Source organism: Delftia sp. JD2 (assembly GCF_001682645.1).
Taxonomy (GTDB): Bacteria; Pseudomonadota; Gammaproteobacteria; order Burkholderiales; family Burkholderiaceae_C; genus Comamonas; species Comamonas acidovorans.
The window spans coordinates 85,752-110,028 of sequence record NZ_LFJT01000003.1 but is presented as its reverse complement, the minus strand read 5'-3'; the positions used below and the strand labels follow the sequence as shown (position 1 = coordinate 110,028).

The following is a 24,277-nucleotide window of genomic DNA, read 5'->3' as shown; positions in this document are numbered from 1 at the left end:
TGGACTCACGTCGCATCAAGGCTTTGAGCGGGCGTGACCGAGGAGCGAGGTCTTGGCCAGCGATTTCCGGCGTCACTGCCTTTCTGCGATATAGGGCCAATCCGGCGCGGCCGTCCGTCTTGGTGGGCGGTGTATGAGGATCGACGCCCTTCGCGATGGGCTGTGCGGGGTTAGAGCCTCGAACGCCCCGCCGACCTGGCGCGACGATGGAGAGCAACCGCTGGTGCGCCTCACTTGACCGAGCGTAAACAGCGCAATTGAAATTACACCGGACCGCGCTTAACGCTTTAACCTCCGCACCAACGCGGCTGCCAGCCGATGCGTGAAGGCTCACAAGCCTACCCGGACGTAAAGGGGCTCCGCCAAGTCCGACGAGAGTTGACTTACAGGCACTTCGTCACTCAGAAGCCCCAACGTACGCGCGCACGTCAAAAGCGAAAAAGGTTACGATGGGTTACAAAGGGATCTGGCATTTCCCGGGTCAAACGGAGGCAAAAGACATGCATATCTCAAAGCTCACGCTGGTCAACTACAGGAACTTCCAAAACACCAGCTTGGCTTTCCAGCGTGGGGTCAACACCATCATCGGAGAGAACGGCGCGGGCAAGTCCAACATCCTCCGGGCCATCCGCCTGCTTCTCGACGACAACATGGTTCGAGCAGCCTATCGGTTGGAGGAGTCCGATTTCAGCCGAGCGTTGGATCTATGGAAAGGCCACTGGATAATCATCAGCATGGAGTTCGAGGACCTCAGTCCCGATGAGTCGGTCCAAGCCCTGTTCTTGCACGGCGCGGCTGGTATCGAAGACGGCCCCATTTCCAAGGCGACCTACAACCTAATCTTTCGCCCAAAAAAGGAAATTCGGTTGAAGCTAGCGGCCCTTGGAGACTTTGCGTGCACCGAGTTGAACGCAATCCGCAACGACATAGCCATAGACGACTACGAGACCATCTTCACTGGGCGAAGCTCCGCTGATTTCGCTGATCCAGAGACTTATAAACGCATCGTCGGAGATTTCAACAACTGTATCATCCCTAGAGAAATCGAGTTTCCTGAGATTGGTAGCAAAGTGCCGGGATTCTTGTCCGTTACTAAAGAGGTATCACTCACCTTCATCCAGGCACTTCGCGACGTTGTTGCTGAATTCCATAACAATCGCACCAACCCCCTGTTTACTTTACTTAAAAGTAAAAGCGGTGACATAGACGAGGCGGCGCTCGTTCCAATAGTAGACAAGGTACGGGATCTCAATGGAGACATTGAGGCGCTGGAGGATGTTCAATCCGTTCGGAAGCATATTCGTCAGACAATTAAAGAAACCGCTGGCGAAACCTACTCCCCGACCTCTCTCTCGATCCGGTCAGCCCTGCCCGAGGAGGCAGAGGAGCTATTTCAGTCGTTGCGTCTATTCGTTGGAGAATCGGATGACGGTTACGAAGGGACGATAAATGAGCTTAGCCTCGGCGGCGCCAATCTCATCTACTTGACACTCAAGCTCTTGGAATTCAGATATCAACGCGAGAAAATGGCGATCGCGAACTTTCTACTTATCGAAGAACCAGAAGCGCATATTCACACCCACATACAAAAGACGCTGTTTGAACGCATCTCTTACAACGATGCCCAAGTCATATACACGACACATTCAACGCAAATCTCCGAGGTCAGCAATGTGACCAAGGTGAATATCCTAGGGCGGCGCGGTTCATTCTGTGAGGCATACCAACCGGCGGCGGGATTGGACCCTGCCCAGTTGACAAGTATCCAACGATACCTAGATGCAGTGCGGAGCAACCTGCTATTCGCGAAGAGCGTGATCCTCGTGGAAGGGGATGCTGAAGAAATCCTAGTTCCCCTGCTAGTCAAGCGCATCCTAGGCCTTAGCGTAGACGAATTGGGGATCAGCGTGATCAACATACGCAGCACGGGGTTCATGAACGTCGCGGTCCTGTTCCACGACATCCGGATCCGCAAGCGATGCGCGATCGTCACGGATCTTGACGAGATCTTCTTCGACACGACGCCGGACCCCTCGGATAGCGACGCCCTTGCATCGAGGAAGCGAAAGGCGGTCGGCTCCCAAGCTGCCGGTGCAACGCGGAGGACGAAATTGGACGCATTTATAACGGGCAATGCCTGGGTCCGAAACTTCTATGCTACGCATACCTTCGAGGTAGATCTAGTTAGCGCAGGAAATCACGACGCCTTCGTGAACTGCGTCACTAAGGTGTACACGTCGGCCGCGACGATCGCTCAAGCGACCACGGAGCTCCGCTCGGGGAACATCTGGCAGAGTGGATACCGGACCCTGACGATGGCCGAGAAGGAAGGCAAGGGCTGGTTTGCGATCTTGCTTGCACAAGCGCTGGATCACCAAGCCGTTATGCCCGAATACATCCGAGAAGCCGTGATGTTTGCGCATGGCCCGCTTTCGCGCCCCCTTATTATGCGAATCGTCCGCTATCGCATGAGCCATGTGTGGGAAAAGGATGAGGCAGCGCGCCCACGTCTCAAAGACTTCAATTCTATGGTGGATCTGTTCGGCCGCTCGGAGATAGATCTAGCCACTCTTCGCGTAGCGGCCGAACTAGCATTGCCAGGCGACGTGGTGCATGCCTTCTTGGCCGAGATGACATGATGTTTGTGTGGGATACATCCGAGCTCAATCCCGAGCAAGCTTCCGCCGTTGAAGAGCCGTCGAGCGTCTTTCTGAATGCCTGCCCAGGCAGCGGGAAAACGCGTACGCTCACCTACAAGATTGCCTATGAGTTATCTCGGCGAACAGACAAGCGCATCGTGGTGGCCATCACCTACACGCACCGGGCCGCTGACGAGATTCAGGAGCGAATTGAGGCGCTAGGGGTTGATACAACGGCCCTGTGGATCGGAACCATCCATTCTTTCTGCCTCGAATGGATCATCAAGCCATACGGTATCTACTTACCTGAGCTATCTCGCGGTTACACAGTTTTAGACCTGCACGATCGCGAGAATATGTTAAAACGGCTTTGTGCACCCTACAGTGGCTTGACGGTATGGGACTGTGACTATTACTTCGAAGCGGACGGATACCGTTTAGGTTGTGCCGATACCTGGAAGCATGAAAGTATCCATCAAGTCCTAAAAGCATATTTTCACGAATTGGCTACTACAAGACGAATCGACTTCGAGTTGATCCTCTGGTACGCCCAAGTCCTGATCCGGAAACAGCCGCAGATTGCGGCCCTGCTTTCGCAGGTATTTTCATATATCCTCGTGGATGAGTACCAAGACACGAAACAAATCCAGTACAACCTGGTGGGTGCCATCCTCCGGGCTGGCGCCGGAAGGACCAAGACATTTATCGTTGGTGACCCCAACCAGGCGATATATGGCTCCCTTGGCGGCTATGCGATTTCTGTGTCCGACTTCCGGGCCATGACGGGCCTCCCGCTGAAGGCAATGGCGCTGAGATTGAACTACCGGTCAAGCGCACGGATCATCCGGCACTTCTCCAACTTCAACGTGCACGCGTCCGACATTGAGGGCTCGGGCGATATGGTAGGCTTTCCAAGCCACGTCTCATACAACCGACTCATTTCGCATCAGGACCTTCATGATGAGCTGGCCAGGCTTATTCAAAAGAGCTTGGATGGAGGGCACGCACCTGAAGAGATCTGCGTGCTTGCGCCATGGTGGATCTTGCTGGCATCTACAACTCGAAAACTGGTGTCACTACTCCCCAACCAGCAGTTCGACGGACCAGGATTAGTTCCATTCAGCAATGATCCCGACAACTTCTGGTTCAAGCTCTCCAAAATCTTGCTGACGGAGTCATCGCCCCAGATGCTCGTTAGACGTATGCGATGGGCGCGTGACGTCATCGCCGATCTACAGGACTTGGGCGTCGATACAGCGAGGATCACGCAACGATCGCTGCTGCGGGAATCCAACTCCCTTGCAATTACCGAAACAGACGGCTTAGCGTACCTAGACCAAGCGTTCGTCGCATTGCTCAATCGCCTGGGGATTGACCTGAGTGCTTTCCCCGCGCTGGTGGAGCATAGGGAGGCTTTTTTTGCAAGTTCACAAGCGAGACTGCAGAGGCTACAGAACTCCGGCGCCACCTACATCACTGACCTATCGTTCTTCAAAAAGGTGTTCCGCGAACGAAACGGCATCACCGTATCGACTATCCACGGGGTCAAGGGCGCGGAGTTTGACGTGGTCATCGCATTCGGCCTTCTGCAGGGCATGGTGCCACACTTCAACGATGCCCAGGGTGATGTCGCTGCCAGCAAGCTTCTTTACGTGTCGCATCCCGGACGATTGCATAGACTCTAAACGCTATCCACTCTTCATGGCCCGAGCCGTTCTAAAGGAGTTGATAGAGTCCTTGCAATCCACCCAGGGAGTGAAGCCATGTTGATAGCCCTGCACAAGAACGCCCGCACCACGCCCGCCGTGCGTGCCGAGATCGCAGCCAGCGATGAACCAGCCAGCATCCTGGCCCAGCGCTTTGGGATCACTGAGCAGACGGTCTACAAGTGGAAGAAGCGCGATGTCTTTGCAGACCGCTCGCACACGGCCCATCGCCTGCAGACGGTGCTCACGCCTGCGCAAGAGACCGTGGTGGTTCACTTGCGCCGTACCTTGCTGCTACCTTTGGATGACCTGCTGGCCGTGACACGGGAGTTCATCTGTCCCCATGTCTCGCGCTCCGGGCTGGACAGGTGCTTGCGCCGCCATGGAGCGGGCAACCTCAACGCCCTCAAGCCCCAGGAGCCTGCGGTAGCCCACAAGGCCTTCAAGAGCTACGAGCCAGGCTACGTGCACATGGACGTGAAGTACCTGCCCCAGATGCAGGATGAGAGCAGCCGGCGCTACCTATTCGTGGCCATCGACAGGGCCACGCGTTGGGTGTTTGTGCAGCTCAAGTCCAACAAGACCGCCGCCAGTGCACAGGCCTTCCTCAAGGCGTTGCACAAGGCCTGTCCGATCAGGATCAACAAGCTGTTGACCGACAACGGCAAAGAGTTCACGGACCGTCTGTTTGCCAGCAAGGAACGCGAACCCAGCGGCAACCATGAATTCGATCAACTGTGCCGGGAGTTGGGCATAGAGCACCGATTGACCAAGCCCAGGACGCCCAGAACCAACGGCATGGTGGAGCGGTTCAATGGACGCATTGCGGACGTTCTGAAGACCCACCGGTTCAACAGCCGCGAGGACATGGAGGAGACCTTGCTGCGCTATGTGGCCTTGTACAACCACCAGTTGCCGCAGTCAGCGCTCAAGAGCAGTACGCCGATGCAGGCCATGAAAGATTGGTACCAGACCCACCCGCACCTGTTTCACAAGCGACCATATGATCGTACGGGATGCGACATTTACGTCCTAGCTTCGCGTGCTCGTAAGCATTTGCACCTCATCTCGGAGTACGGCCGCCCGCGCGGATCATTTGGGACCTATGAGCCCACCGAGGTTCTAGCTCAGTGTGACTTCGATTACAACGGCGATTGATAGTGGCACTGGAGTAGTAGCGGCAGCATCAGGGGGGCCGCCTCAACAGGGATCAAGTGGGCATGCAGGGCCCCTCCCCCTCATCCATGAGCAAACAGCTCACTTGCGGAACTCCACTACACATTAGTTTTTCCGCCACTGATATTTAGTTTTTTCGGGACGCACCCGCGTTGGCCACCGGCGAAGCGCAGCCTGCAGGAGCACACAGAACTGCCGGCGAAAGGCTGGCGCTGACTCACCATGCAGCCTTGCGGGCGGTGCCCTAACCTCGCATCGAGGGCGCGCCTGGCCGTGGGGCTGAGCGCACCCAAGATCAGCCAGCCGTTCAGAGTCACTGCCCTAGATCAGGCGCGAACGAGACCGAAGCCTCGGCTGGTGACCTCTGGGGTGTCAAGGGAGGTAAGCTCCGCCTTGTTGGCGCGATGACGGGGGAGCCTGACCAGGTCGGGCGCGGATGAGGAGCGAAGCCTCTGGCGATGACCTATGCGGGGTGGTTTCAGGTGCTCGGCCCCGCCCCGCCTCACTGGCGCGATTAGGGGGTGAACACAGTTCGGAGACTGGAATTTGGGCTCAAGCGCCGCAGTCGCAGGAAGCTCGGGGACCTGCAGGCCAGCAGATGAACCTGCATATCAAGCACAAGGATTACCTGCGAGAGCCACCCAAAGACTGGCGTGGAAGCGACCAGGGGCAAGCGCACAGATCCAGGTGTCCAAGCAAAGTGCAGATCGCCCCGTATGAGAAAAAATAACCCAGAAAGCAAAACGCCGACCACCCTTTCGAATGACCAGCGTCGCCGGCTGCATCAGTAAACACAACCTCAGGTTCGGACCCCTAGGTTGAATTTACTCCTGCAGGCTCGACGAGGTCAAGCCCTGCGCGCAACTTCTTTGTTGCGGGCCTGGCTGCGGGTTAGGCCTTCACGCATGCTGCCAGCCCTGACGTTGAAGACATCCACCAGCCTCGCACGCGTGAAATGCTCTATCTGCCCTGAGCGCTTGCGCCTCGGCCGATAGCTCGCTCCTCAGCCTTGCTGGCCAAAAAATCTAAAGTACAGTGGCGCGTTTTCCGTACAGACGAAAGTACAGTGGCGCATCTCTCTAAAGATCGATGGCGCATGGCTTGCGAGGACGTGAGAAATCAACGAGTTAACCACGTGGCGCGCTGCGTGTTTAGTGGCGTTCCGCACTTGCGGAACGCCACTACACATTAGTTTTTCCGCCACTGATCTTTAGTTTTTTCGGGACGCACCCGCGTTGGCCACCCGCGAAGCGCAGCCTGCAGGAGCACACAGAACTGCCGGCGAAAGGCTGGCGCTGACTCACCATGCAGCCTTGCGGGCGGTGCCCAAACCTCGCATCGAGGGCGCGCATGGCCGTGGGGCTGAGCGCACCCAAGATCAGCCAGCCGTGCAGAGTGACTGCCCGAGATCAGGCGCGAACGAGGACCGAAGCCTCGGCTGGTGACCTCTGTAGAGTCAGAGGGAGGGAAGCTCCGCCTTCGGGGGGCGATGACGGGGGAGCCTGACCAGGTCGGGGGCGGATGAGGAGCGAAGCCTCTGGCGATGACCTATGCGGGGTGGTTTCGAATGCTCGGCCGCCCTGCCTCACTGGCACCATGAGGGGGTGAGCATCGTTTGGATGGGAACTCGGAGCTACCGGATGGGGCCGAATCCAAAGTAGGCAGCGTTCGTTGGCCCCTTGGGCGAGGCAGCATCCTTCCCATCGGATGTCGCTGGCTGAATCCTTCCTTCAGGTGGGGTCTGCTGTCGGTCGGTCTGCTCAGCGTCTCTTCGCGGCCCCACATCCAGGTCGGCGATCATCTCTTCCAATGCCATCAGTCCGCTGGCCATGGCGGTTTTGTAGGTTTTGTATCCTTCCTTGGCGCGATCGATTTCCTTCCATTGATCCTCGTTCACGCGTTCAGTGATGACCCATTCAAACATCCCGGGGTCAGGCTCCGCAACATGAACGGCGAGGAGGCGTAGTACATCGACCATGCCGAAGTATAGGCACGGACAACTGGTGCTGGAATGTGCCCAAACCTACGGAAACGTTAAGTCGCTGCCTACATCCGTCAACAAGGCTGCCGAGCAAACTTTCTGCAGTCAAACTGCGGAGAGCTCCATGGCCACTGGCAGCCGCACCCTCTGGAAGGGTGCCATCACGTTCGGATTGGTTCACATCCCTGTTGGCCTCCACACAGCGGCGACAGAGGAAGGCGTGGACTTTGACTGGCTGGACAAGCGCAGCATGGACCCGGTGGGCTACAAGCGCGTGAACAAGCGCACCGGCCGCGAAATCACCAAAGAGAACATCGTCAAGGGCGTCGAGTACGAAGATGACAAGTACGTGATCATCAGCCCCGAAGAGATAGAAGCAGTCTTTCCCAAGACCACACAAACCATCACCATCGAGCGGTTCATCGAAGCCAACGAACTGCCGTTTGTCTTCTTAGAGCGCCCCTACTACGTCGCGCCGATCAACAAGAGTGACAAGGTCTATACCCTCCTGAGGGAAGCATTGATCTCCACCGGAAAAATCGGCTTGGCCAAAGTGGTGATTGCGACAAAGCAGCACCTTGCGGCACTCGTACCTTCCGGACCAGCGCTGGTGCTGTCTTTGCTGCGCTGGGGCGACGAAGTCAAAACTCTGGACAGCCTCGATCTCCCTGCGGAGGGCCGCAAGTCTGTGAGCGCAGCCGAACTCAAGATGGCCACGCAGCTGGTCGAAGAAATGTCCGGAAAGTGGAACCCCGCCGACTTCAAGGATGAGTTCCGCATTCAGGTCATGAAACTTGTCGAGAAGAAAGCCAAGGCAGGGGAAGGAAAGACGGTGCTCGAACCTGAGGAGGAAGCACCTCAGTCCGCCGATGTCATCGATCTCACCGCGTTGCTGCAGCGCAGCCTCAAAGGCGGCGGAAAGCCCAGCGACAAGTCAGCTACCAAAGCCCCGGCCAAGCAGGCGAGCAAGGCGTCCACCAAGACTGCCGCCAAGAAGGCACCGGCCAAGTCTGCCGCGCGAAAGTCCGGTACTGAACGCAAAGCCGCTTGATCTACAGTTTCCACCTCAGGAGCCAACATGCCCGACGACAAATCCCAATCCGGCGGCCAGGACCGCAAACGCATCAGCCTCTCCCAAGAGTACGAGGTTCGCGACTGGGCGAAGAAGTTCAACGTGACGCCGGAGCAACTCGAAGCCGCTGTCCGCGCCGTGGGCAACGATGCTGCCGCTGTCGAAGAACACCTGAAGGGCATCCGGTGAGCCTGTGCGCGTCGCGACGTGGAACGTCAACAACGTCAACAAGCGTTTAGCGCTGCTGGTGGACTGGCTGCAACGCACCCAGCCCGATGTGGTCGCGCTGCAGGAAATCAAATGCCCGACGGCTGATTTTCCGACCGCCGCGCTGCAGGAGGCCGGGTACAGCAGCCTGGTGGTGGGGCAGCGCACCTGGAACGGCGTTGCCATACTGAGCCGCAAGGCGGACCCTCTGCCCATCGTCACGGCGTTGCCTGGTGACACGACAGACAAGGAGGCGCGCTACCTGGAGGCGGCCATCGCGGGGATCTTGTTTGCCTGCCTGTATTTGCCCAACGGCAATCCCCAGCCGGGTCCCAAGTTCGACTACAAGCTTCGCTGGTTCGAGCGCCTACGGCGCCGGACCGAGGAGCTCTGGCATTCCGGGCACCCTGTGGTGCTGTTGGGGGACTGGAACGTTGTGCCCACGGACGCAGATATCTACAAACCCGATACTTGGCGCGATGACGCCCTGTTGCAGCCGGAGGCGCGTGCCGCCTTTGCCAGCATCCTGGCGCAAGGTTGGACGGATGCCCTCGGCAAGGTCCATCGCAAGGTGCCCTTCACGTTCTGGGATTACCGGCGCAAGCGGTGGGAACGCGACGCCGGGCTGCGCATCGACCACATTCTCGTTGGACACTCGCTGAAGCTGCTGGACGCGGGAGTGGAACGCGAGGAGCGCGGCAAGGAGAGTCCGAGCGACCATGCCCCGGTGTGGGCGGAGCTCACTGTCGAAAAAGCACGAGCGGTGCGCAAACCGACCATAGCTGCCAAGAAGGCGCTTGCCACGAAGAAGGCCGAGAGGACGGCGAAAGCCAAACCCCCATTCACTCCCGAACCGCTCGCACAGTACAAGGCCAAGCGCGATTTCACGAAGACTTCCGAACCCCCCGGCGCTGCTGCGAAGCTCCCTCGTCGCGCAAAGGGCGCGGCGGAGCCATTGCAGTTTGTGATCCAGAAACACTGGGCGTCCCGTCTGCACTACGACTTCCGGCTGGAGATGGACGGCGTCATGGTGAGCTGGGCGGTACCAAAAGGTCCATCGTTCGACCCCAAGGTCAAGTCCCTCGCCATTCATGTCGAGGACCACCCCACCGACTACAACACCTTCGAGGGCACCATTTCGAAAGGCGAGTACGGCGCCGGCAAGGTCCTCATCTGGGACCGCGGAACGTGGGAGCCCGTGGGCGATCCTCGCGCCGGGCTGGCCAAGGGCAAAATCATGTTCCACCTCCACGGCCAAAAGCTTGCGGGACTTTGGGAACTTGTGCGCATCTCGAAGCCTGGCGAGAAAAAGCAGGATCAGTGGATGCTGTTCAAGAAACGCGGCGACGCCTGGGCACGGCCGAGCACAGAGTACGACGTCATCGCCGCGCTGCCCGACAGCGTGGTCGAGACGCCGCTGGGACTCGCGGAGGAACGTGAGCCGGTCGTTGGCACGACGGGATCCGCACTTGGCGCCACATCTCAACCGCTGGCGAACGCCAGAAAATCCCGCCTTCCTGCCAAGCTGGAGCCTCAACTCGCCACGCTGGTGTCATCGGTCCCTGATGGCGACTGGATCATCGAGACCAAGTTCGACGGCTATCGCATTCTTGCGCGCGTGGAGGGAGACGAGGTTCGCCTCTATACGCGCAACGGTAATGACTGGACAGAGAAGCTCCAGCAGGTGGCCGATGGCATCGCCGAGCTTGGCCTGACGCGCGCTTGGCTTGATGGGGAAATCGTGGTGCTGAATGACGCCGGTATCCCGGATTTCAACCGCCTTCAGAACGCGATCGACAACGCTCGCACGCGGGACATCGTGATGTTCGTGTTCGATGTGCCCTACCTGGGCGATCAGGACCTTCGCAGCGTACCGCTGGTAGCGCGGCGGCAGCTTCTCCAGGAGCTGTTCGACAAACGCGAGAGCAGCACCGTCCGGTTCAGCCAGGCTTTCGAGGTCGCGCCCTCCCAGCTTTTGGGCGCCGCCTGCGACATGGGGCTGGAGGGCCTGATGATCAAGCGGGCGGATGCAACGTATGTATCCGGGAGGACCGACAGCTGGATGAAGCTCAAGTGCCAGCACCGGCAGGAGTTCGTGGTTCTGGGCTTCACCGACCGCACTGGCGCTACCAAAGAGGTCGGGAGTCTGCTGCTGGGTTATCACGAGGAGGGGAAGCTTGTGGCGGCCGGATCCGTCGGCACGGGATGGGGTTCCTCGACGGGGGCCGAACTGCATGCCCGATTGGTGAAGCTCGAAGTTCCGGACCCGCCACTGGACGCAGCCGAGTTCAAGCCGGGCCGGTGGTCCAAGCGCAAGGTCGGTGCTGAGCGGTGGGTCCGTCCCTCCCTGGTGGTGGAGGTGGCGTTTGGGGAATGGACCCCCGACAAACGCATTCGGCACGCGGTGTTCCGAGGTATCCGCACGGACAAGCCGGCGAAGATGATCGTCCGCGAGCGCGTGAAGAACCCAGCCGCCTCAGCGCTTGCCCCCGTTGCGACAGAGTCCCAGGCAGCGCAGACGATCTCCAAGGTCAAGATCACCCATCCCGACCGGGTGATTGACCCCACCACGGGATTGCGCAAGATTGATCTTGTGCGCTACTACGAGAGCGTTGCCGAGTGGATGCTGCCCCATCTCAAGGATCGGCCGGCATCGCTGGTCCGAGCGCCAAACGGGATTACGGGGCAGTTGTTTTTTCAGAAGCACCCAGAAAGCAAGATGCCGGGGCTCAAGGAGCTGGACCCCACCCTGTGGCCCGGTCACGAGGCGCTGTTGGCTGTGAACTCCGCCAACGCGCTGATTGCGGCAGCGCAGATGAACGTGGTTGAGTTCCACACGTGGAACTCCAAGGTCGCCCGCATCGACCAGCCGGACCGGTTCGTGCTCGACCTTGATCCTGGAGAGGGTGTCAGCTGGCCGATGCTTCAGGAGGCCGCGCAGCTCACCCGCGTGATGCTCGCCGAGCTGGGGCTGGAGTGCTGGCTCAAGACCAGCGGTGGAAAGGGACTGCACGTAGTGGTGCCGATCACGCCCAAGCGCGACTACCCCGAGGTGAAAGCGTTCTCGCAAGGCGTGGTTAAGCACATGGCGCGGGTGATCCCAAGCCGGTTCGTTTCTGTGATGGGCGGCAAAAACCGCGTCGGGAGAATCTTCGTCGACTACCTTCGCAACGGCCATGGGCAGACCACCGCGTGCGCCTTCTCAGCGCGCTCGCGGCCTGGGATGGGGGTTTCGATGCCGGTGGGTTGGGAGCAGCTCAAGGAGCTCAAGGGCGGCGCGCAGTGGACGATTGCGACGGCGCGGGAGTATTTGAGTTTTCAGCAGGAAGATCCCTGGAGGGAATTCTGGAAGAAGCGGCAGTCAGTCGACAGTGCCATAAAAATTCTCGCTGGAACATAGCGAGGCGTGGGCCGTGATGCCGTTGCATCGGGGACCACCTGCAAAGCACGTCGGCTTTAGGCTGAGAACAGACGCTGGCTAGTGATCTCGCTGGCAACCGCAATGGGTCGCTAGCTGCCCTACGAGAGCCCTTGGCAACCCCCCTCATCCATGAACATCACAGCGCGGACAAGATTGCCTCAACTGAGTGCCCGGTTGCGGCCGGCAGCAGCAGCCATCTCCGCAAGGTAGGGCCCGCTCACTTGCCTTTCAGTCTTCTCCTCTGCAATCAAAAAATCATCTCGATTCTTCCCTTCCAACCACTGGGGAGGCTTCCCTCGGCCGGTCCACGTCGCGCCCGTCTCGGGGTTCCGGAACTTCGCATCCCCCTCCCTCTTGTCTTTTGGCCGGATGCCTACGAGCGGAAAAACCTGCTGGGTCGTGAAACCAAAATCACTGACCAACGCCTGAACACGACGCAGCGCGTCCGTCGATTCAATTTTTCGTGCCGTAGCAATCTCGGCGTCGAGGGCAGCTTTTGCTGCGAGCAACTCTTTCAAATTCATAGACTCATGGTGCTTAATGAGCCTCGTCGAGGCTCCAGCCCAAATTATGTGGCTTCGCGCGCCCCAGAAGCAACGCGCAGCCAGAAGGAGGCTGCCGCAATTGCGCCGAACCGCTCATGCGCGATGCTGGTTTGAGCGAACTCTCCAGGCAGCTGCCCTGTGTTGGGATTCGAACTAGGTTCACAGAGTTGTAGGAAGATTCTTGGCGAGACGAGTTCGCGAGCACAGCCTGCCCCTGTTGTATTGCACAATACACGCCCAAACAGCGCTTGGCTTACGCCTGGCCAAGAGGCGAGGGCAACGCCTGGCCTGCTGCGTATGGATCTGTCTAAAAGCAGAGCCAACTTACCGATGTTTGGACGAGCAGCCGCGAATGCAGCAGACGGCGATGACTGGCGTTGCTGCTCAGCACTCGATGCTTGAGAGATCGTTCCTCTGACTGTGGCAAAGCTCGCGTTGCCTTACACCAGGAAGTGCGGTCTGAACCTTCGTCCGGTTGAGGAAATTCAACAGTCACGCAACACCTTGGCCAAAAGGCCTGCCCGTGCTCTCTTCACCACATCTTCTTCTTGCTGTCGCTCCACTAGCGTGCGAAATTGGGGTCGAGCACTAGAAATTGCCACGCCAACTTCTAGTTGATTCGCCTTCTGGTCGCAAACAATCAATTTCATGCCATGAAGTTATTTACATGTATCTCAGTTTGTATTAATCTAAGCAAACTCGAAGAAAGGCAATACCATGAATCACCTCATCACTAAATCCCAGGCAGCGTATCAACTCAACGTTCCTATTCATCGTATCAATGAAATGGAGGAAAAGGGCGAAATCGAGATTCTTATGCTAGGTGGCGAGCCCATGGTCGATACCTTCCAGGTCTCACGCGTAAGCTGGCATGCACAGCATGTTCTCTAACTTATCCATTCTCCAATACTGTTGCCAAAATTCGAGGAGTCCAAATACTGATTATTTGACGTAGGAAAAGCCACCTTTCCCAAGGTGGCCTTTTTTATGTTCCTAGAGTCAATGCGAAGCGCGCCACTCGTGGCTTTAATTTTCTAGGAGCGCGCTCAGTATCGGCGAGAGCTGATATCGAAGCCGGTTCCTCATGGGCCTCGGGCGGAGGCTTCTTCTCGACTGTCTCCTGCTGCACCTTTTTAGGAGGCGGCAGCACCGCCTCAGGCACAACCCGTGTCTTCGGGTTTGCATCCATCGTCGGCCGTGACTCCGAACGTGACTGCGCGGGCTGAGCTGGCGCTTGCTCTGGAGATACAGCAACTGCATGTAAGCCAAGCAGTGCAAGCGACCTCAACCGTTCTGCCCGAAGCCGTGCAGGTGTATCACGCAACACCTGATACAGGTCAGGATACGCTTCGTTGAGCACAACTGGAAACTGCAAGAAGGCAATCCTTAAAGCACTCCCTCCAAAAAATAGATCTGGAGCACTAATCGCAGCCTGTAATTTGCCGGTCTGAATTTGAAGTCCGATAGAGGCTAGGGCTCGCAACCGCTCCGATCGGACTGAAGAAGGCATTCCTTCCAGATGCGTTTGTAGGGCCTGGAATGCCTCATTCAGAGCGACAAGAATCTTGACGCTCATACCTGTCCAAGAAGCCAGTAGCCCCGTGCGATAGACAACACCGGCTGCTTCGGGGAAACAACCTCCAGCTTGGGAAATGCCTCCTGAATCCCTTTTCGGAAGAACTCGGTCCCCCCACCTACCAGCACAATCACGTCCGGGGACATCTTCTCTGCGCGAAGGGAGGTCAATATGGAATTAGTGGTTATCGACGCCAGGGCGTTACTGGCTTGCTCGATGTACGGCGCAATAGCGACGCGCTGCCCCGCTACCAAGATTGAAGCTTTACCTTCACGAATGGCTTTTTCAAAGCTCTCAACCGTGGGCTTCACCCCATGTTCTTCGGCCAGGAGGATGCCCGCCTGTTCCAGAACAACCGACGATGCCTGGAGACTTGTCCCGCTTGAACGCATTTGAAGCTGGCCATCAGCAATCAATACCCAGTCGTTGCTGAAGAACCCTGGGTCGATCACCAGAATTCTCGCTTCCTCATCGATTTTCGGTTTTGCTTCGTCATCCTGGTCGATCATGTCGAACAGCCCACCAACAGGCTGAGCAACCACCTTCACCTTGGCAATCTCCACAGTTCTCTTGGGTGTAATGCGGTGCTTGCCAACGAATTTCTTCTCTAGGGCTGCGCGAAGTTTCTCATCTTTGTACTGATGGACTGGCAGACCTGTGACCAGCATATCCACATCAGACATGCCTGACATCAGGAGGCCTGCATGAAACAACGCCTTGTAGGATTGGGTATTCGAGTATTCAGCATGCAGCGATCGTTCCCACAATGCAGCCTGATCAGACGATACGCCTGCGACAAATGGTTCTTCATCAACCAAAACATGAAGGAAGTCGTCCTGAGCTTTCCCATCGTAGCGGCTTCCAAAACGATCGGCGGGCGCTGCTCCTGCAGGTCGAATTGCCGTTGTCATGCCCTCTTCGCTGTCGCCAAAAGCCAATTTCAGATTCGAGTAGCCGATGTCTAGACCGATGACGTTCATTGCAATCCTTTGCACAATTAGGAATTGCAATTCTAATGCAATTTTTTGGCGCGTTGGAACTTTGTGGTGGACCAGTTCACGCCCTGTGGTTGTCTAGTCGCCTCGCTCTGTATAGCGTCAGTCGCCCCCCTGTAGTGCCGCTGCGTTTTCCTGGATGCCGAGGCGATCATCCGTAGCAGCATTTCGGCTTCTGGCTCGCTCGTTGGCAACGTTGGAACGTCATGAGCAACCCCACATGCGCCTTATTAGGGTGCATGTGGGGGCCGAAGATGACAAAGATGGCCGCGAGATCGACGATGCTATCATCCATGTACCCGTTACCGGGTGCATCTGCCCTACCAGATGCACCCGGTAACGGGTGGATAGGTGCTTCCAGGGTGGTGTAAAGGTTCGTAGCCCTCGACAGCGCCTGATAGCGGGTCAAAGCACGCCCTGGGTGCATCTGGGGGGTAGATCAGCCCACGGTAACTAGGCTCATGTGAGGGTATGAATGGAAGGCCATGACAAGGGTATCGAGTCGCTTGAAGCGATCGTCACCGACCTGTACGACGAAGCAATGCGGATCGCTGATCACTACTGGGACACGGTGACCGCTCATGAACGCAGGGCCACCGGGTATGAGTCACGTAGCGCACTTGAACTCTCGTGCGTCAAACGCGGCAACAACCTTCAGATTGTGTGGAAGGGCATCAAGTGGTACGGCTCGAAGGCCAACCGCACCAGGACACGGATTGCAATTGCGCGCGACAGCAAGAACATGACGTACACCGATGCAGAGCTGAAAAAACACGCCAAAGATTGGGAATGGGAAGTTGTGCGCGAGACTGAATTGCAAATGCAGTCAATCCGACGACAAGCTCATCACCTAGTCAGGGCTATCATGTCCATACGTGCTGCAAAGGCTGTAAAACGCGTTGCCGATGAGAAGTTGCAAAAGCTACGCGATGAGCGTTGAGGTCTTGCCTTCGCCCTTAGCGATTGCCATCGATTTACATGCACGAATGCGGGGAACTCTCCATCGAACCTCCGGGGCGCTGCTCATGGTCCTGGATACCGCGAAATCAAAGAGCTATTTCGATAGAGTTCCCGGCTTTTCGTTTTCTCGAACCTCGGTTAGAGCATGCGGAAAATCACTTTCCATCGGATCGTTCCGGACAGCGCCACAGAAGCTGCTCTACTAGGAAGGTAAAAGCTGCTTCTTCAAGAAGTGCCGAGGCCCAGCTCTATAAAGAAGCGACGTAGAGACTCTCAGAGCACACAAACCGCTTTGTCCACTTTTCGTCGCCGTTCTAACCGACCCACCCCATGGACATCAGGTACTAGCGAAGCGTCATGGCTCAGTATATGGATTTCTAGCGCGATGATCTTTTTTCGCGTACAGGCGTACTTGAGTATCGGCTCATCCGCAGCTATTGGGTCGAGTTTCGCAACAGCGGATGCTTGAACGTCGGATTACGGCGGCAGTTGGCGCTACCAACGTCTTCGCGGGGCTCCCTCATGGTTCTACAAGCCTCTTCGCTTCAAAACGGACACTCGTGTTGCGTAACCATGGCCGAAGGCAGTGTGTCTCTTGCTGTACGTGTATTTGCTGTAGATTGTTCACGGCATCTGGTTGGATTTCCGCATTCCTCATCTGGTTATATTTACTTTCACGAGCATCTAGCGTAGCTCGCCATATTTTGTTCCTCTCTTCTGCGGCTTAGAGCGTCGATACTCATCGTGGCTCCGATGCTCGGATATTGCAAGGCGATTTCCGCTTTACGAGCTGTCATGCTCAACCTACAACATGATCCAACACTCAGCTGTGTGCCTCATGTGGCTATTTCTCCGCAATGCTCCATGGGTTCAAGCTCGGCGACCTTCTCCCTGCTACCCCAGATACAGCGCATGCAAGACGGCTAAGCCGAGCCGCTTGATGGTCTCGGATACCCTGCGCTGATTTCTAGGCTTATAGCTCGACCGCCGTTCCCTGGCGGCTAGTACTGGCCTTGAGAATTTCCGCACGCCTGGAAGGCCTTCCCCCAATTTCGAGCCCCCTGCCCTCAGTAGTCCAAAGTCGCTTCGTTTCTGTAGTGCGAAGCACTCAAGATATAAAGTTCGTGCAATGGCGGTCTTTAGAGCCGTGGGGCGAGGTCATGTAATATTAAATACCATGCATTTGACCTTCTGTAGCTTCCCCAGTTTTCGCACATCGAGTGACGTTCGTCCTCCAGCCATCTGCCAACAGCGATACTTTCCAGCGAGCAAGACCTCTGCTGATCGCCGCGCATCCCTAGTGGGCGCGACTTCGATGAGTGGCGCTTCCTGTAATTTGGAAAAGGCTGGCGAGTTACCCCGACCAGTGTCTCGACGGAACTGGCCGTCAATTTGCACCTGCAAACCATTTTTGCCCCTATTCGCATGCACAATGAGGCGCGCCAGCGCCAGCCGGATGTAAATTCTCAACCCGCTGCTCCCTGCCCCCCGCGCTTCTCATTTGAAGCAAGCGACGTGTTCTGCACACGGCCCAGAACGCACTGCCCCAGCACCCGATGGCTTTCAGAGCAGCCGACTATGGCGGCGTTGTTGGCCGCTGAATCAACGAGAGCGCTGGTTCATGCGAACGAACGCCTACCCGTGCGAATACACATCTCGACTCCGGCTGCACTGACGCACGGCGTCATCACCTAGCGGAACTCTTGGTGGGTACGATCAGCCTCCTGCTGCGGTAAGCTCCAGCTCGCCACGGACGATTGTCGCGAGGCGGTGTGCACCCCCGCCCCTGCTTTAACTATCCCCGCAAGACAAGAGTGAAAGACTGATTTAGGACGCAACACGAAATTCACTCGCAATCCGAGACAACGCTTGCTTTCGATGCGGCGTGTAGTCCTGAATCGCGGTAACAATCGGCTGGCCATAAACACCTCAGCCCCAGCGTATGAGCCTCAATACGGAACCTAGCCCCACTCAACCGCGCGCGCGTCTGCTTGCCATCGTGGCCGTAGAGCCTGCTCGCCGAGTGATGTGTCAAAACCCGGGGTGCGGCCACGGCGTTTACGCCGCCGTCCACGTGGTCGAAGACGAAGGCACTCTCATGGTTCTCGGCTCGACGTGCTTCGCGAAGCGATATGGAAGCACCAATGCACTGGGATTGCCCTCGTACGCCGCTGGTGGCGGGAACGGTGGGACGCTCGAAGAGGCGGAGCGCCAAATGCTCATGGAGAACACAGCCGCGTTGATGGCGCGCTTCAAAAAACGCCACGACAGCGCTATGGCGCTCGCCGATGCCAAGCTGCGCGCACTGCGCGAACGCGCGACCCAGCATCAAGCTGCTCGTCGAGCGCAGTTCGCTCCAACGCCCGCAAGACCCTTGCAGACTCTGCCACAGCACCCCTGGCCCTGGCAGCACCAGCTAAACACGTCGGTAGGGGTGGTTCGCGGCGCCGATGGTCAGTGCTGGGTTCGGGTGCAGCATCGCGACGGCACGCAGAAGATTGCGCCGTGGCCTGCATTCGATGGGTGGGATGAGGCCCTTCCTCCCTCCGTGGGCGTGCCAGACCTCTCCCTGACGGCTTACGCTGTGAAAGACGTGGTCATGGCTCTCCAATGGCTTCGGGCCCGGGGCTTCTCCACCCCCGTAGTCAGCCGTTGGCCGGAAGTGCTCAAGATCCTCCCACCCGTGGACGAGTCGCCATGAGGCGGGTTCAACGCACCGCCACAGGCTTGGAGCATCGACACAGCCATCTCCGTGCGCGCGCCTCCGGGCGGAGGGAGCCGCGGCATCGGGTATCTCCGCAGGACCTATGGCGGTACACAGGCCTCCCTGGCGAAGTTCTCCAGCGCCAGCCTCCGCTGGCCTCGCCTTTACTGCGCAATTGGAGGGGTGGCGGACTACCGGGAGGGCGATGATTTCCGGCCTGGCCTGCTTGGCTCCCAACCTGCGCGGACTGTTGCCCTGGGATCGGGCAATTCGTGCATCGTGCGCCGAGCACGAGCGCGGCCAGCGCTGATCGCCGGTCAACCGCCTAGAGCACGCAAGCGGCCCACGCAGATACCGCGCCACGCGGCGGCGCCCACCCGCCCCGGTTCAGCAGCGCGCACAGCGTTTTCATCGTCAACGATTGCATCGAGCCTGCTTGACCTTCGCAAGAGCTATTGCGTCCACCTGCAGTGCCTCTCGTCTGCGCTACGGCGAAGGCTTGGCGTCGGCGGGGCAGCTTCCAGCGCCAGCATCAGGAGGCGCCTGGACGGCACCAGCTCGATGTGCGCTCATGCCACCCTGCACTCTTCCCTTGCCTCTCGCTCCCCAGGGATTCTGGAACACGCATGTGTCAGCGCTCTGCGGCGCGGGGAAACCAGTCCCGCAGATCGGCCACCAGGCCACCGGCCGTCACCTTGCCGTGGTACACGGCCTTCTCGATCGACGCATCCACGTACGGCGCAGAGATCGATTCACCCGGCACTATCTGGCAGAGCAGCGCGTCGCGGTCGAAGTTTGCGTGCAGCCGGCACATCAGCGGACGGTTTCGGAAAATGCTGCATTGGTCGTCCTGCAGGAACGTGCACGGCTCACCAGAATGCCGGATCGGCACTACAGGTGCGTCCTGCAGGTCGCGTGCAACGACCACAGCGCCAGCTGGCTCTGCCACCGGCTTGCGGCCGATGGCGCGCCCAATAAGCGCTGCCTCGGCATCAGACACCAGCACGTCTTGGTGGCAGCAAGCAGAGCAGCCTCGGCGGCAAGCGACTTCGGGTGCCACGGCCATGCTGAGCCGATCGGCGGCGCGGTGCAGCCATACGATGGCCTTCGCGCGTGAGGGCGCGGCGAGCGCTTCGTTCACAAGACGCAGGCGATCACCGTTTGCTGGCTGCAGGACCGCCTTGGCGCGAGCGTCCAGCGCCTCGCGCCCCGGTGGGCCGAGGACATCAGTCTCCCGCTGGCGCACGCGGGCGAGATGGGCGGCTCGAACGGCAGAGTCCCAGGTCTTCATCGAGGGCCTAGAAGCCGTACTCGCGCTCGCGCCAGCGGCGCAGCGTCTGGTAGTCGCACTCAGGCAAGTCGATCTCCCCGGCCTCGGCCGCATGGATGACACGGTGCCCAGAGCCATCGTGCACCCTGTTGCCGTGCAAGAGGTAGAAGAACCAGGCGAACGGCACGCCCGTTCGGCGGTCGATCACTTGGAGCTTGTCGAGCAGCTGCTGGGCAGTGCCTTTTCGGGAGCTGACTTCGGCGAGATGCTTTCCATATGTCCACACCGGCACGATCGACAACTCACGCAGACCACGGGGACTCGGGTCCTGCCAATCGCTGGTCTTGAGCACCCAGTGCTGGCAAAGGCGGGCGCCGGCGCGGCCCGCGCTGCTGGTCTCCCAGTCCGAGAAAAGACGCCTTGCCTTGCAGGGAAATTTGTCGTGGCCAGGATCCAGGTCTGCCAGCGACTTCACTCCCAGCGGCTCTTTGGTGTAACTGTCGCTGACATCAAAGAGGATCGTTCGGGCGCGCTCGCGCTTGCGCTCCTCAAGCTCATCTGCAAGCCTGAGAAACTTGGCGACATCGATCACACGCTTGACGACATAGCGCGGTGCCCCGAGCGCTAGACGTGCGCCAGCGGGTAGCTCATCGCCGCAGGCTTCCTCGACCAGGTCTTGCAACGTGCGCGGGGCGGACCAGCGCCGGAGCAACTCGCAGTCCAGAGTCTCCTGCTGCAGCTCGATCTCGATCTGCACGAAGTTATCCTGGGCTCCACCTCGATCGACCACCAGATAGATCTCCGTCAACTCCGTCTTGGTCAGCCGCAGCTGTAGCTGGCTGAGGCGCTCGTACGTCTGCAGAGCGCGCGCGCCATCGGCCAGATACTCGCTGGTCAGCCAGGCAGCATGGTCCGTCGATATGAGGCACCCATCCGCGCTGGCAACACCGCGTCGAGTCAGCCATCCGCCTTCGCGGCTCGTCGCCCACGCCCCGGAAGCGCAGCCCGAGACACCGCGAACAGCCGCCAGGAGCGTCTCGCGCCTGTCCTTGTCCCGGGAAGAAGTCAATGGCTGCGCGACGGCGGCTACGGCTTCTGCCAGGCCAGGGATTTCTATCGTGTACTCATGCATTCGTAGTCCTGTCACGTTGGCAAAGCAAGAAGATGCATTCTCTCCGCCGCCTGCTTGACGCGGCGTGTGCACGGCCGCACCAGGTCGCCCGCACTCTGTCCCGCGATGAGCGGCTAGACGCCCGCCAGGGGCGCGACATCTACTAACGGCAGGTTTCCTTGACTTCTGGACGGGTGCGTTCGTCCTGCCTACGCCCCTCAAATGCTATACAGGCAAGCGCCAAACAGCCAATGAACAATGCAGCAAGTGCTGGCCAAGCCGCTTCCCCCGTGAAAAGCGAGCTCGGCGAGACTTTGGTCGCTGCGAGGAAGCCGACCAGGACGCATCCAAGACTTGAAATGAAGATGAGCAGGTATGCGCGCACGTTGCCTCCTACTGGCTGGCTGACTTGCCCAGCTGGCCGTCTTCAATACCCTCGGCCACACGCTTAAGCGCCAGCCACTCCCCATAAGCGACTGCGCGATCAATCAGTGCCTCGGTGCTTTCGTCAGCGCCAGGCGGGAGGAGCTGGGCAGTACCGGTGCGCCGGTCGAAGCCCTGTTCTTCCTCCACGCGGGTAGCCCTGGCCCTGATGTCGTCTATGACTGCAGATTTCGTAAAACGTCCCATTAGGTCTCTCTCCTTCGCTTCGTCGTCGCGCAGATTGATCGGCATTGCTTGCTGATCCTGGCCGCGCAACTCATCAGGTGTGGGTTAAAAGAAGCGCCTGTGGCGCGCACAGCTCGCGGTTGCTCAGCCGAGACGTGTCAAGGCAGCGCCAGCCGCCATCAGGCGATTAGCTCTCGGTCTGTTCAAGCTTGCGCAGAACATCCCCATAGTTGTCATGCAGTTCCGGCCAGTCGAGCGCTGGCCGAAGCGCCTCGCCGTCCAATCGCCCGCTCATGACCGCGAGGCGCACGTTGGGGTGGCGCGAACCGACCGTGGCCAGCCACCCGGCACAAGCCAGTTCCTCCCCTTCCTTGGACTGGTGGCATGCGAACAGGGGGGCTCCAAAGCTCGGGCCGAATCCGCGTGCATCGGGACTGGTGGCGACAAGTCCCGCGCTTTCTCCAGTGAAAAGCCGGGAATGTCGGCAGCGCCTTTGTCACATCGCCATGGGCAACCGGGGCACGGGCGGCTAAGCAATCGCAACCCCTCGTTACCCCTCTCCTCGTTCCGGCTATCGCAGGACTCAGCCATCATCTCCCCCTTCGTTTCGGTTTCACCACCTCGCCCACGCCCCCGAGTACACCGTCGAAAGCATGGAGGCCAGCGCCAGCCAGACAAACAAGCAGGCGTATCACGCGATCGAGGACATAGAGCTCGGCTTGGCCAGCACACTCCGTGCACGGTCAGCCATCACCTGGGCATCGAAATCGCCATCATGGCCGATGGCCCAGGCAGGGGGTTGCTTGCGGACGCCGTCTTTCGTGAAGAGCTCGACGTAAGCCGTCGTTGCCTCCAGGGCATCGCGCTGCTCCTCCAAGCGGGAGGCGAGTTGATCGCGCTCCCACACAAGCTCTTCTACGAGGGCGGCGTAGTCAATGTTCGAGAGCTGGGACATGCTTTCCTTCTCCATATGGGTAAACCTAGTTGATGACCATGCAGTTCGTCCGACCGACCGCGCTGCAACCATGCAACGAATTGTCTACAGCCGTACTTTGGTGTCAAGGAAAGAATGATAGTTAACTATTGTTTTTTTTTAAAACGACAGTTTTATAACCATCTACTTTCTGCAGCCAGTGTGATATAAAAGTATTGTTTTCAACAATGATGCTAGTTTCATATCATGCGATCACTACAGGAATTCGCTGAGACGATGAGGGAGGCGAAGAAGGCTCGCCGACTGACCGTCAACGAACTGGCGAACCGGACGGGGCTGTCCGCTCAGTCCGTGCGCCACGTGCTCGAAGGCGCGACCGCACCGAGGCTTACAAACGCCATGGCGCTGGCGCAGGAGCTTGGTTTCGAGCTCATGCTGGTGCCCAGCGAAGCTGCGCAGTCGCTTGTCCAGCGCCAGCGCGCAGGGCGCACCGTGGTGTCGGATGTGGAACGACTCATACCCGGGAACGCACCGGGCCCCAATCCCAAAGTACGAGGAAATTGACCATGAGCAGCAGCGCACACATCGAATGGGTCCGTGACAATCGCGGCCTCGAAGCAGCATTCAGGGAGGCCTGCAGCGCCGTTCGCAAGCGAGAGGCCGAGGTGAACGACTGGTGGGAGTCGCGGTTCTTTGTGCTGCGGGTGTTGGAGAACGGCAGCAAGAAGCTGTGGCCCACGACCGAAGGCCACGTGAGCCGTGCATACGATCTGCAGGACTGCGATGAGGACGTGCCCGAGTTCTTCTATTGCGACGAGGACGGCCAGCTCTACCCTGTGACGGTCGGCCAGCAAAGCCGCTGCAACACCGACGTCGAGGCACCTTTCGTGTACGCGGCTTCGGACATCGTGGCGAACGGCAAGGTTGTCGGCCAGGTCATCTACACGGACCACTAGGTCTTGGCCGCCGACTATGCGCACGCAGCCCGCGCGCCTGTAGGGCCGCTTGGTCATCACCTGGCCACGTTGGGGCTTTGTCGCCACCGGGGAGAGGCGCGGGCCTCGATGGCAGTGGATGGCACGTATCCAGGATGGAACGTGCACGAAATACTAAAAGGAATGGTCGAATGAACACCAAGGTCTGGAACCTGATGTACGTCGTGGGCAACCCTGCGATGTTCACCCGAGTGACAGCGAACGCCGACAACCCAATGAAGCGCGCGGATGCTCTGGCCGGTGCCGAAGTAGTGGCCCGCAATGGCTGGCGCGCATGGGTGGAGGACCACGCGACTGGTAAGAGGATTTTCGAGAGCGAGCAGGAGCAAGCGCACCGCGCGGCCCTGAGTGCTACCGAGAGCGTGACGTGACGGGG

At 58.7% G+C, this 24,277-nt stretch carries 20 protein-coding genes and 1 pseudogene; 12 read left to right on the top strand and 9 right to left on the bottom strand.

The genetic code is table 11. From position 1 onward, the window contains the following. Positions 1–500: 500 nt before the first annotated feature. The 3 genes and pseudogenes from ACM14_RS02700 to ACM14_RS02690 form a co-directional block, all read left to right on the top strand. On the top strand, positions 501–2,639 hold the full coding sequence (locus ACM14_RS02700) for an ATP-dependent endonuclease (RefSeq protein ID WP_065345295.1): 2,139 nt from the start codon (positions 501–503) through the stop codon (positions 2,637–2,639). After that, positions 2,636–4,324 (top strand): UvrD-helicase domain-containing protein, encoded by a 1,689-nt coding sequence (locus tag ACM14_RS02695; protein WP_217491950.1) that lies wholly within the window; start codon positions 2,636–2,638, stop codon positions 4,322–4,324. Before ACM14_RS02700 ends, ACM14_RS02695 begins: the two co-directional genes overlap by 4 nt. A gap of 78 nt (positions 4,325–4,402) precedes the next feature. Continuing rightward, positions 4,403–5,368 (top strand): annotated as a pseudogene (locus ACM14_RS02690) (IS481 family transposase); the annotation flags it as partial. A 1,786-nt stretch (positions 5,369–7,154) separates the two neighbouring features. On the opposite strand, the gene ACM14_RS02685 reads toward ACM14_RS02690, so the two are convergent. Next, a complete protein-coding gene (locus ACM14_RS02685; RefSeq protein ID WP_016452110.1) occupies positions 7,155–7,445 on the bottom strand; it encodes a hypothetical protein in 291 nt (96 codons plus the stop codon). Between the two features lie 181 nt (positions 7,446–7,626). Between ACM14_RS02685 and ACM14_RS02680 the strand changes: the two genes are divergently transcribed. From ACM14_RS02680 to ligD, 3 genes are read left to right on the top strand one after another with little or no spacing between them, the layout of a single operon-like run. Beyond that, positions 7,627–8,553: a Ku protein gene (locus ACM14_RS02680; RefSeq protein ID WP_065345294.1), complete on the top strand. Its 927-nt coding sequence runs from the start codon at positions 7,627–7,629 to the stop codon at positions 8,551–8,553. A gap of 27 nt (positions 8,554–8,580) precedes the next feature. Beyond that, positions 8,581–8,763, top strand: coding sequence for a DUF3606 domain-containing protein (locus ACM14_RS02675; RefSeq protein WP_016452108.1), 183 nt, complete (start codon positions 8,581–8,583; stop codon positions 8,761–8,763). 4 nt (positions 8,764–8,767) lie between these two features. Next, complete coding sequence (gene ligD / locus ACM14_RS02670; RefSeq protein ID WP_065345220.1) at positions 8,768–12,181, top strand: DNA ligase D; 3,414 nt, start codon at positions 8,768–8,770, stop codon at positions 12,179–12,181. A 179-nt stretch (positions 12,182–12,360) separates the two neighbouring features. Here the strand turns inward: ligD and ACM14_RS02665 are convergent, their stop codons facing one another. Further along, complete coding sequence (locus ACM14_RS02665) at positions 12,361–12,726, bottom strand: H-NS family nucleoid-associated regulatory protein (protein ID WP_065345219.1); 366 nt, start codon at positions 12,724–12,726, stop codon at positions 12,361–12,363. 738 nt (positions 12,727–13,464) lie between these two features. Here ACM14_RS02665 and ACM14_RS31980 point away from each other — a divergent pair. Beyond that, complete coding sequence (locus tag ACM14_RS31980) at positions 13,465–13,638, top strand: hypothetical protein (protein ID WP_175403227.1); 174 nt, start codon at positions 13,465–13,467, stop codon at positions 13,636–13,638. A 94-nt stretch (positions 13,639–13,732) separates the two neighbouring features. Here ACM14_RS31980 and ACM14_RS31270 read toward each other — a convergent pair whose 3' ends face one another. Next, the gene (locus ACM14_RS31270; RefSeq protein ID WP_139093337.1) at positions 13,733–14,323 is read right to left on the bottom strand and encodes a hypothetical protein; all 591 of its coding nucleotides are present in this window, start codon (positions 14,321–14,323) and stop codon (positions 13,733–13,735) included. After that, positions 14,320–15,303: a ParM/StbA family protein gene (locus ACM14_RS02660; protein ID WP_065345218.1), complete on the bottom strand. Its 984-nt coding sequence runs from the start codon at positions 15,301–15,303 to the stop codon at positions 14,320–14,322. Before ACM14_RS02660 ends, ACM14_RS31270 begins: the two co-directional genes overlap by 4 nt. Positions 15,304–15,793: 490 nt before the next feature. Here ACM14_RS02660 and mobI point away from each other — a divergent pair, with 490 nt between their 5' ends. After that, positions 15,794–16,258, top strand: coding sequence for a conjugative transfer protein MobI(A/C) (gene mobI, locus ACM14_RS02655; protein ID WP_065345217.1), 465 nt, complete (start codon positions 15,794–15,796; stop codon positions 16,256–16,258). 2,094 nt (positions 16,259–18,352) lie between these two features. After that, positions 18,353–18,979 (top strand): hypothetical protein, encoded by a 627-nt coding sequence (locus ACM14_RS02650; protein ID WP_139093336.1) that lies wholly within the window; start codon positions 18,353–18,355, stop codon positions 18,977–18,979. A gap of 634 nt (positions 18,980–19,613) precedes the next feature. Here ACM14_RS02650 and ACM14_RS31265 read toward each other — a convergent pair. The 5 genes from ACM14_RS31265 to ACM14_RS02630 form a co-directional block, all read right to left on the bottom strand. Further along, on the bottom strand, positions 19,614–20,273 hold the full coding sequence (locus ACM14_RS31265) for a YkgJ family cysteine cluster protein (protein ID WP_065345215.1): 660 nt from the start codon (positions 20,271–20,273) through the stop codon (positions 19,614–19,616). 7 nt (positions 20,274–20,280) lie between these two features. After that, positions 20,281–21,384 (bottom strand): hypothetical protein, encoded by a 1,104-nt coding sequence (locus ACM14_RS02640; RefSeq protein ID WP_065345214.1) that lies wholly within the window; start codon positions 21,382–21,384, stop codon positions 20,281–20,283. A gap of 372 nt (positions 21,385–21,756) precedes the next feature. Beyond that, on the bottom strand, positions 21,757–22,038 hold the full coding sequence (locus ACM14_RS02635; RefSeq protein ID WP_065345213.1) for a hypothetical protein: 282 nt from the start codon (positions 22,036–22,038) through the stop codon (positions 21,757–21,759). A 121-nt stretch (positions 22,039–22,159) separates the two neighbouring features. Beyond that, positions 22,160–22,366 (bottom strand): DUF6283 family protein, encoded by a 207-nt coding sequence (locus tag ACM14_RS32695; protein WP_074922050.1) that lies wholly within the window; start codon positions 22,364–22,366, stop codon positions 22,160–22,162. Between the two features lie 297 nt (positions 22,367–22,663). Then, a complete protein-coding gene (locus ACM14_RS02630; protein WP_139093334.1) occupies positions 22,664–22,927 on the bottom strand; it encodes a hypothetical protein in 264 nt (87 codons plus the stop codon). 225 nt (positions 22,928–23,152) lie between these two features. On the opposite strand from ACM14_RS02630, the gene ACM14_RS02625 reads away from it, so the two are divergent. From ACM14_RS02625 to ACM14_RS02615, 3 genes are all read left to right on the top strand, one after another. Continuing rightward, a complete protein-coding gene (locus ACM14_RS02625) occupies positions 23,153–23,470 on the top strand; it encodes a helix-turn-helix transcriptional regulator (RefSeq protein ID WP_065345211.1) in 318 nt (105 codons plus the stop codon). A 2-nt stretch (positions 23,471–23,472) separates the two neighbouring features. Continuing rightward, the gene (locus tag ACM14_RS02620) at positions 23,473–23,862 is read left to right on the top strand and encodes a hypothetical protein (protein WP_046983991.1); all 390 of its coding nucleotides are present in this window, start codon (positions 23,473–23,475) and stop codon (positions 23,860–23,862) included. A gap of 170 nt (positions 23,863–24,032) precedes the next feature. Then, positions 24,033–24,272: a hypothetical protein gene (locus tag ACM14_RS02615; RefSeq protein ID WP_065345210.1), complete on the top strand. Its 240-nt coding sequence runs from the start codon at positions 24,033–24,035 to the stop codon at positions 24,270–24,272. The last annotated feature ends 5 nt before the right edge of the window (positions 24,273–24,277 follow it).

Excerpts from the sequence above, each read along its gene's own strand:
- ACM14_RS02700 (WP_065345295.1), top strand. The coding sequence starts at position 501 with ATGCATATCTCAAAGCTCACGCTGGTCAACTACAGGAACTTCCAAAAC.
- ACM14_RS02695 (WP_217491950.1), top strand. The coding sequence starts at position 2,636 with ATGATGTTTGTGTGGGATACATCCGAGCTCAATCCCGAGCAAGCTTCC.
- ACM14_RS02685 (WP_016452110.1), bottom strand. The coding sequence starts at position 7,445 with ATGTTTGAATGGGTCATCACTGAACGCGTGAACGAGGATCAATGGAAG.
- ACM14_RS02680 (WP_065345294.1), top strand. The coding sequence starts at position 7,627 with ATGGCCACTGGCAGCCGCACCCTCTGGAAGGGTGCCATCACGTTCGGA.
- ACM14_RS02675 (WP_016452108.1), top strand. The coding sequence starts at position 8,581 with ATGCCCGACGACAAATCCCAATCCGGCGGCCAGGACCGCAAACGCATC.
- ACM14_RS02665 (WP_065345219.1), bottom strand. The coding sequence starts at position 12,726 with ATGAATTTGAAAGAGTTGCTCGCAGCAAAAGCTGCCCTCGACGCCGAG.
- ACM14_RS31980 (WP_175403227.1), top strand. The coding sequence starts at position 13,465 with ATGAATCACCTCATCACTAAATCCCAGGCAGCGTATCAACTCAACGTT.
- ACM14_RS31270 (WP_139093337.1), bottom strand. The coding sequence starts at position 14,323 with ATGAGCGTCAAGATTCTTGTCGCTCTGAATGAGGCATTCCAGGCCCTA.
- ACM14_RS02660 (WP_065345218.1), bottom strand. The coding sequence starts at position 15,303 with ATGAACGTCATCGGTCTAGACATCGGCTACTCGAATCTGAAATTGGCT.
- mobI (WP_065345217.1), top strand. The coding sequence starts at position 15,794 with ATGGAAGGCCATGACAAGGGTATCGAGTCGCTTGAAGCGATCGTCACC.
- ACM14_RS31265 (WP_065345215.1), bottom strand. The coding sequence starts at position 20,273 with ATGAAGACCTGGGACTCTGCCGTTCGAGCCGCCCATCTCGCCCGCGTG.
- ACM14_RS02640 (WP_065345214.1), bottom strand. The coding sequence starts at position 21,384 with ATGCATGAGTACACGATAGAAATCCCTGGCCTGGCAGAAGCCGTAGCC.
- ACM14_RS02635 (WP_065345213.1), bottom strand. The coding sequence starts at position 22,038 with ATGCCGATCAATCTGCGCGACGACGAAGCGAAGGAGAGAGACCTAATG.
- ACM14_RS02630 (WP_139093334.1), bottom strand. The coding sequence starts at position 22,927 with ATGTCCCAGCTCTCGAACATTGACTACGCCGCCCTCGTAGAAGAGCTT.
- ACM14_RS02625 (WP_065345211.1), top strand. The coding sequence starts at position 23,153 with ATGCGATCACTACAGGAATTCGCTGAGACGATGAGGGAGGCGAAGAAG.
- ACM14_RS02620 (WP_046983991.1), top strand. The coding sequence starts at position 23,473 with ATGAGCAGCAGCGCACACATCGAATGGGTCCGTGACAATCGCGGCCTC.
- ACM14_RS02615 (WP_065345210.1), top strand. The coding sequence starts at position 24,033 with ATGAACACCAAGGTCTGGAACCTGATGTACGTCGTGGGCAACCCTGCG.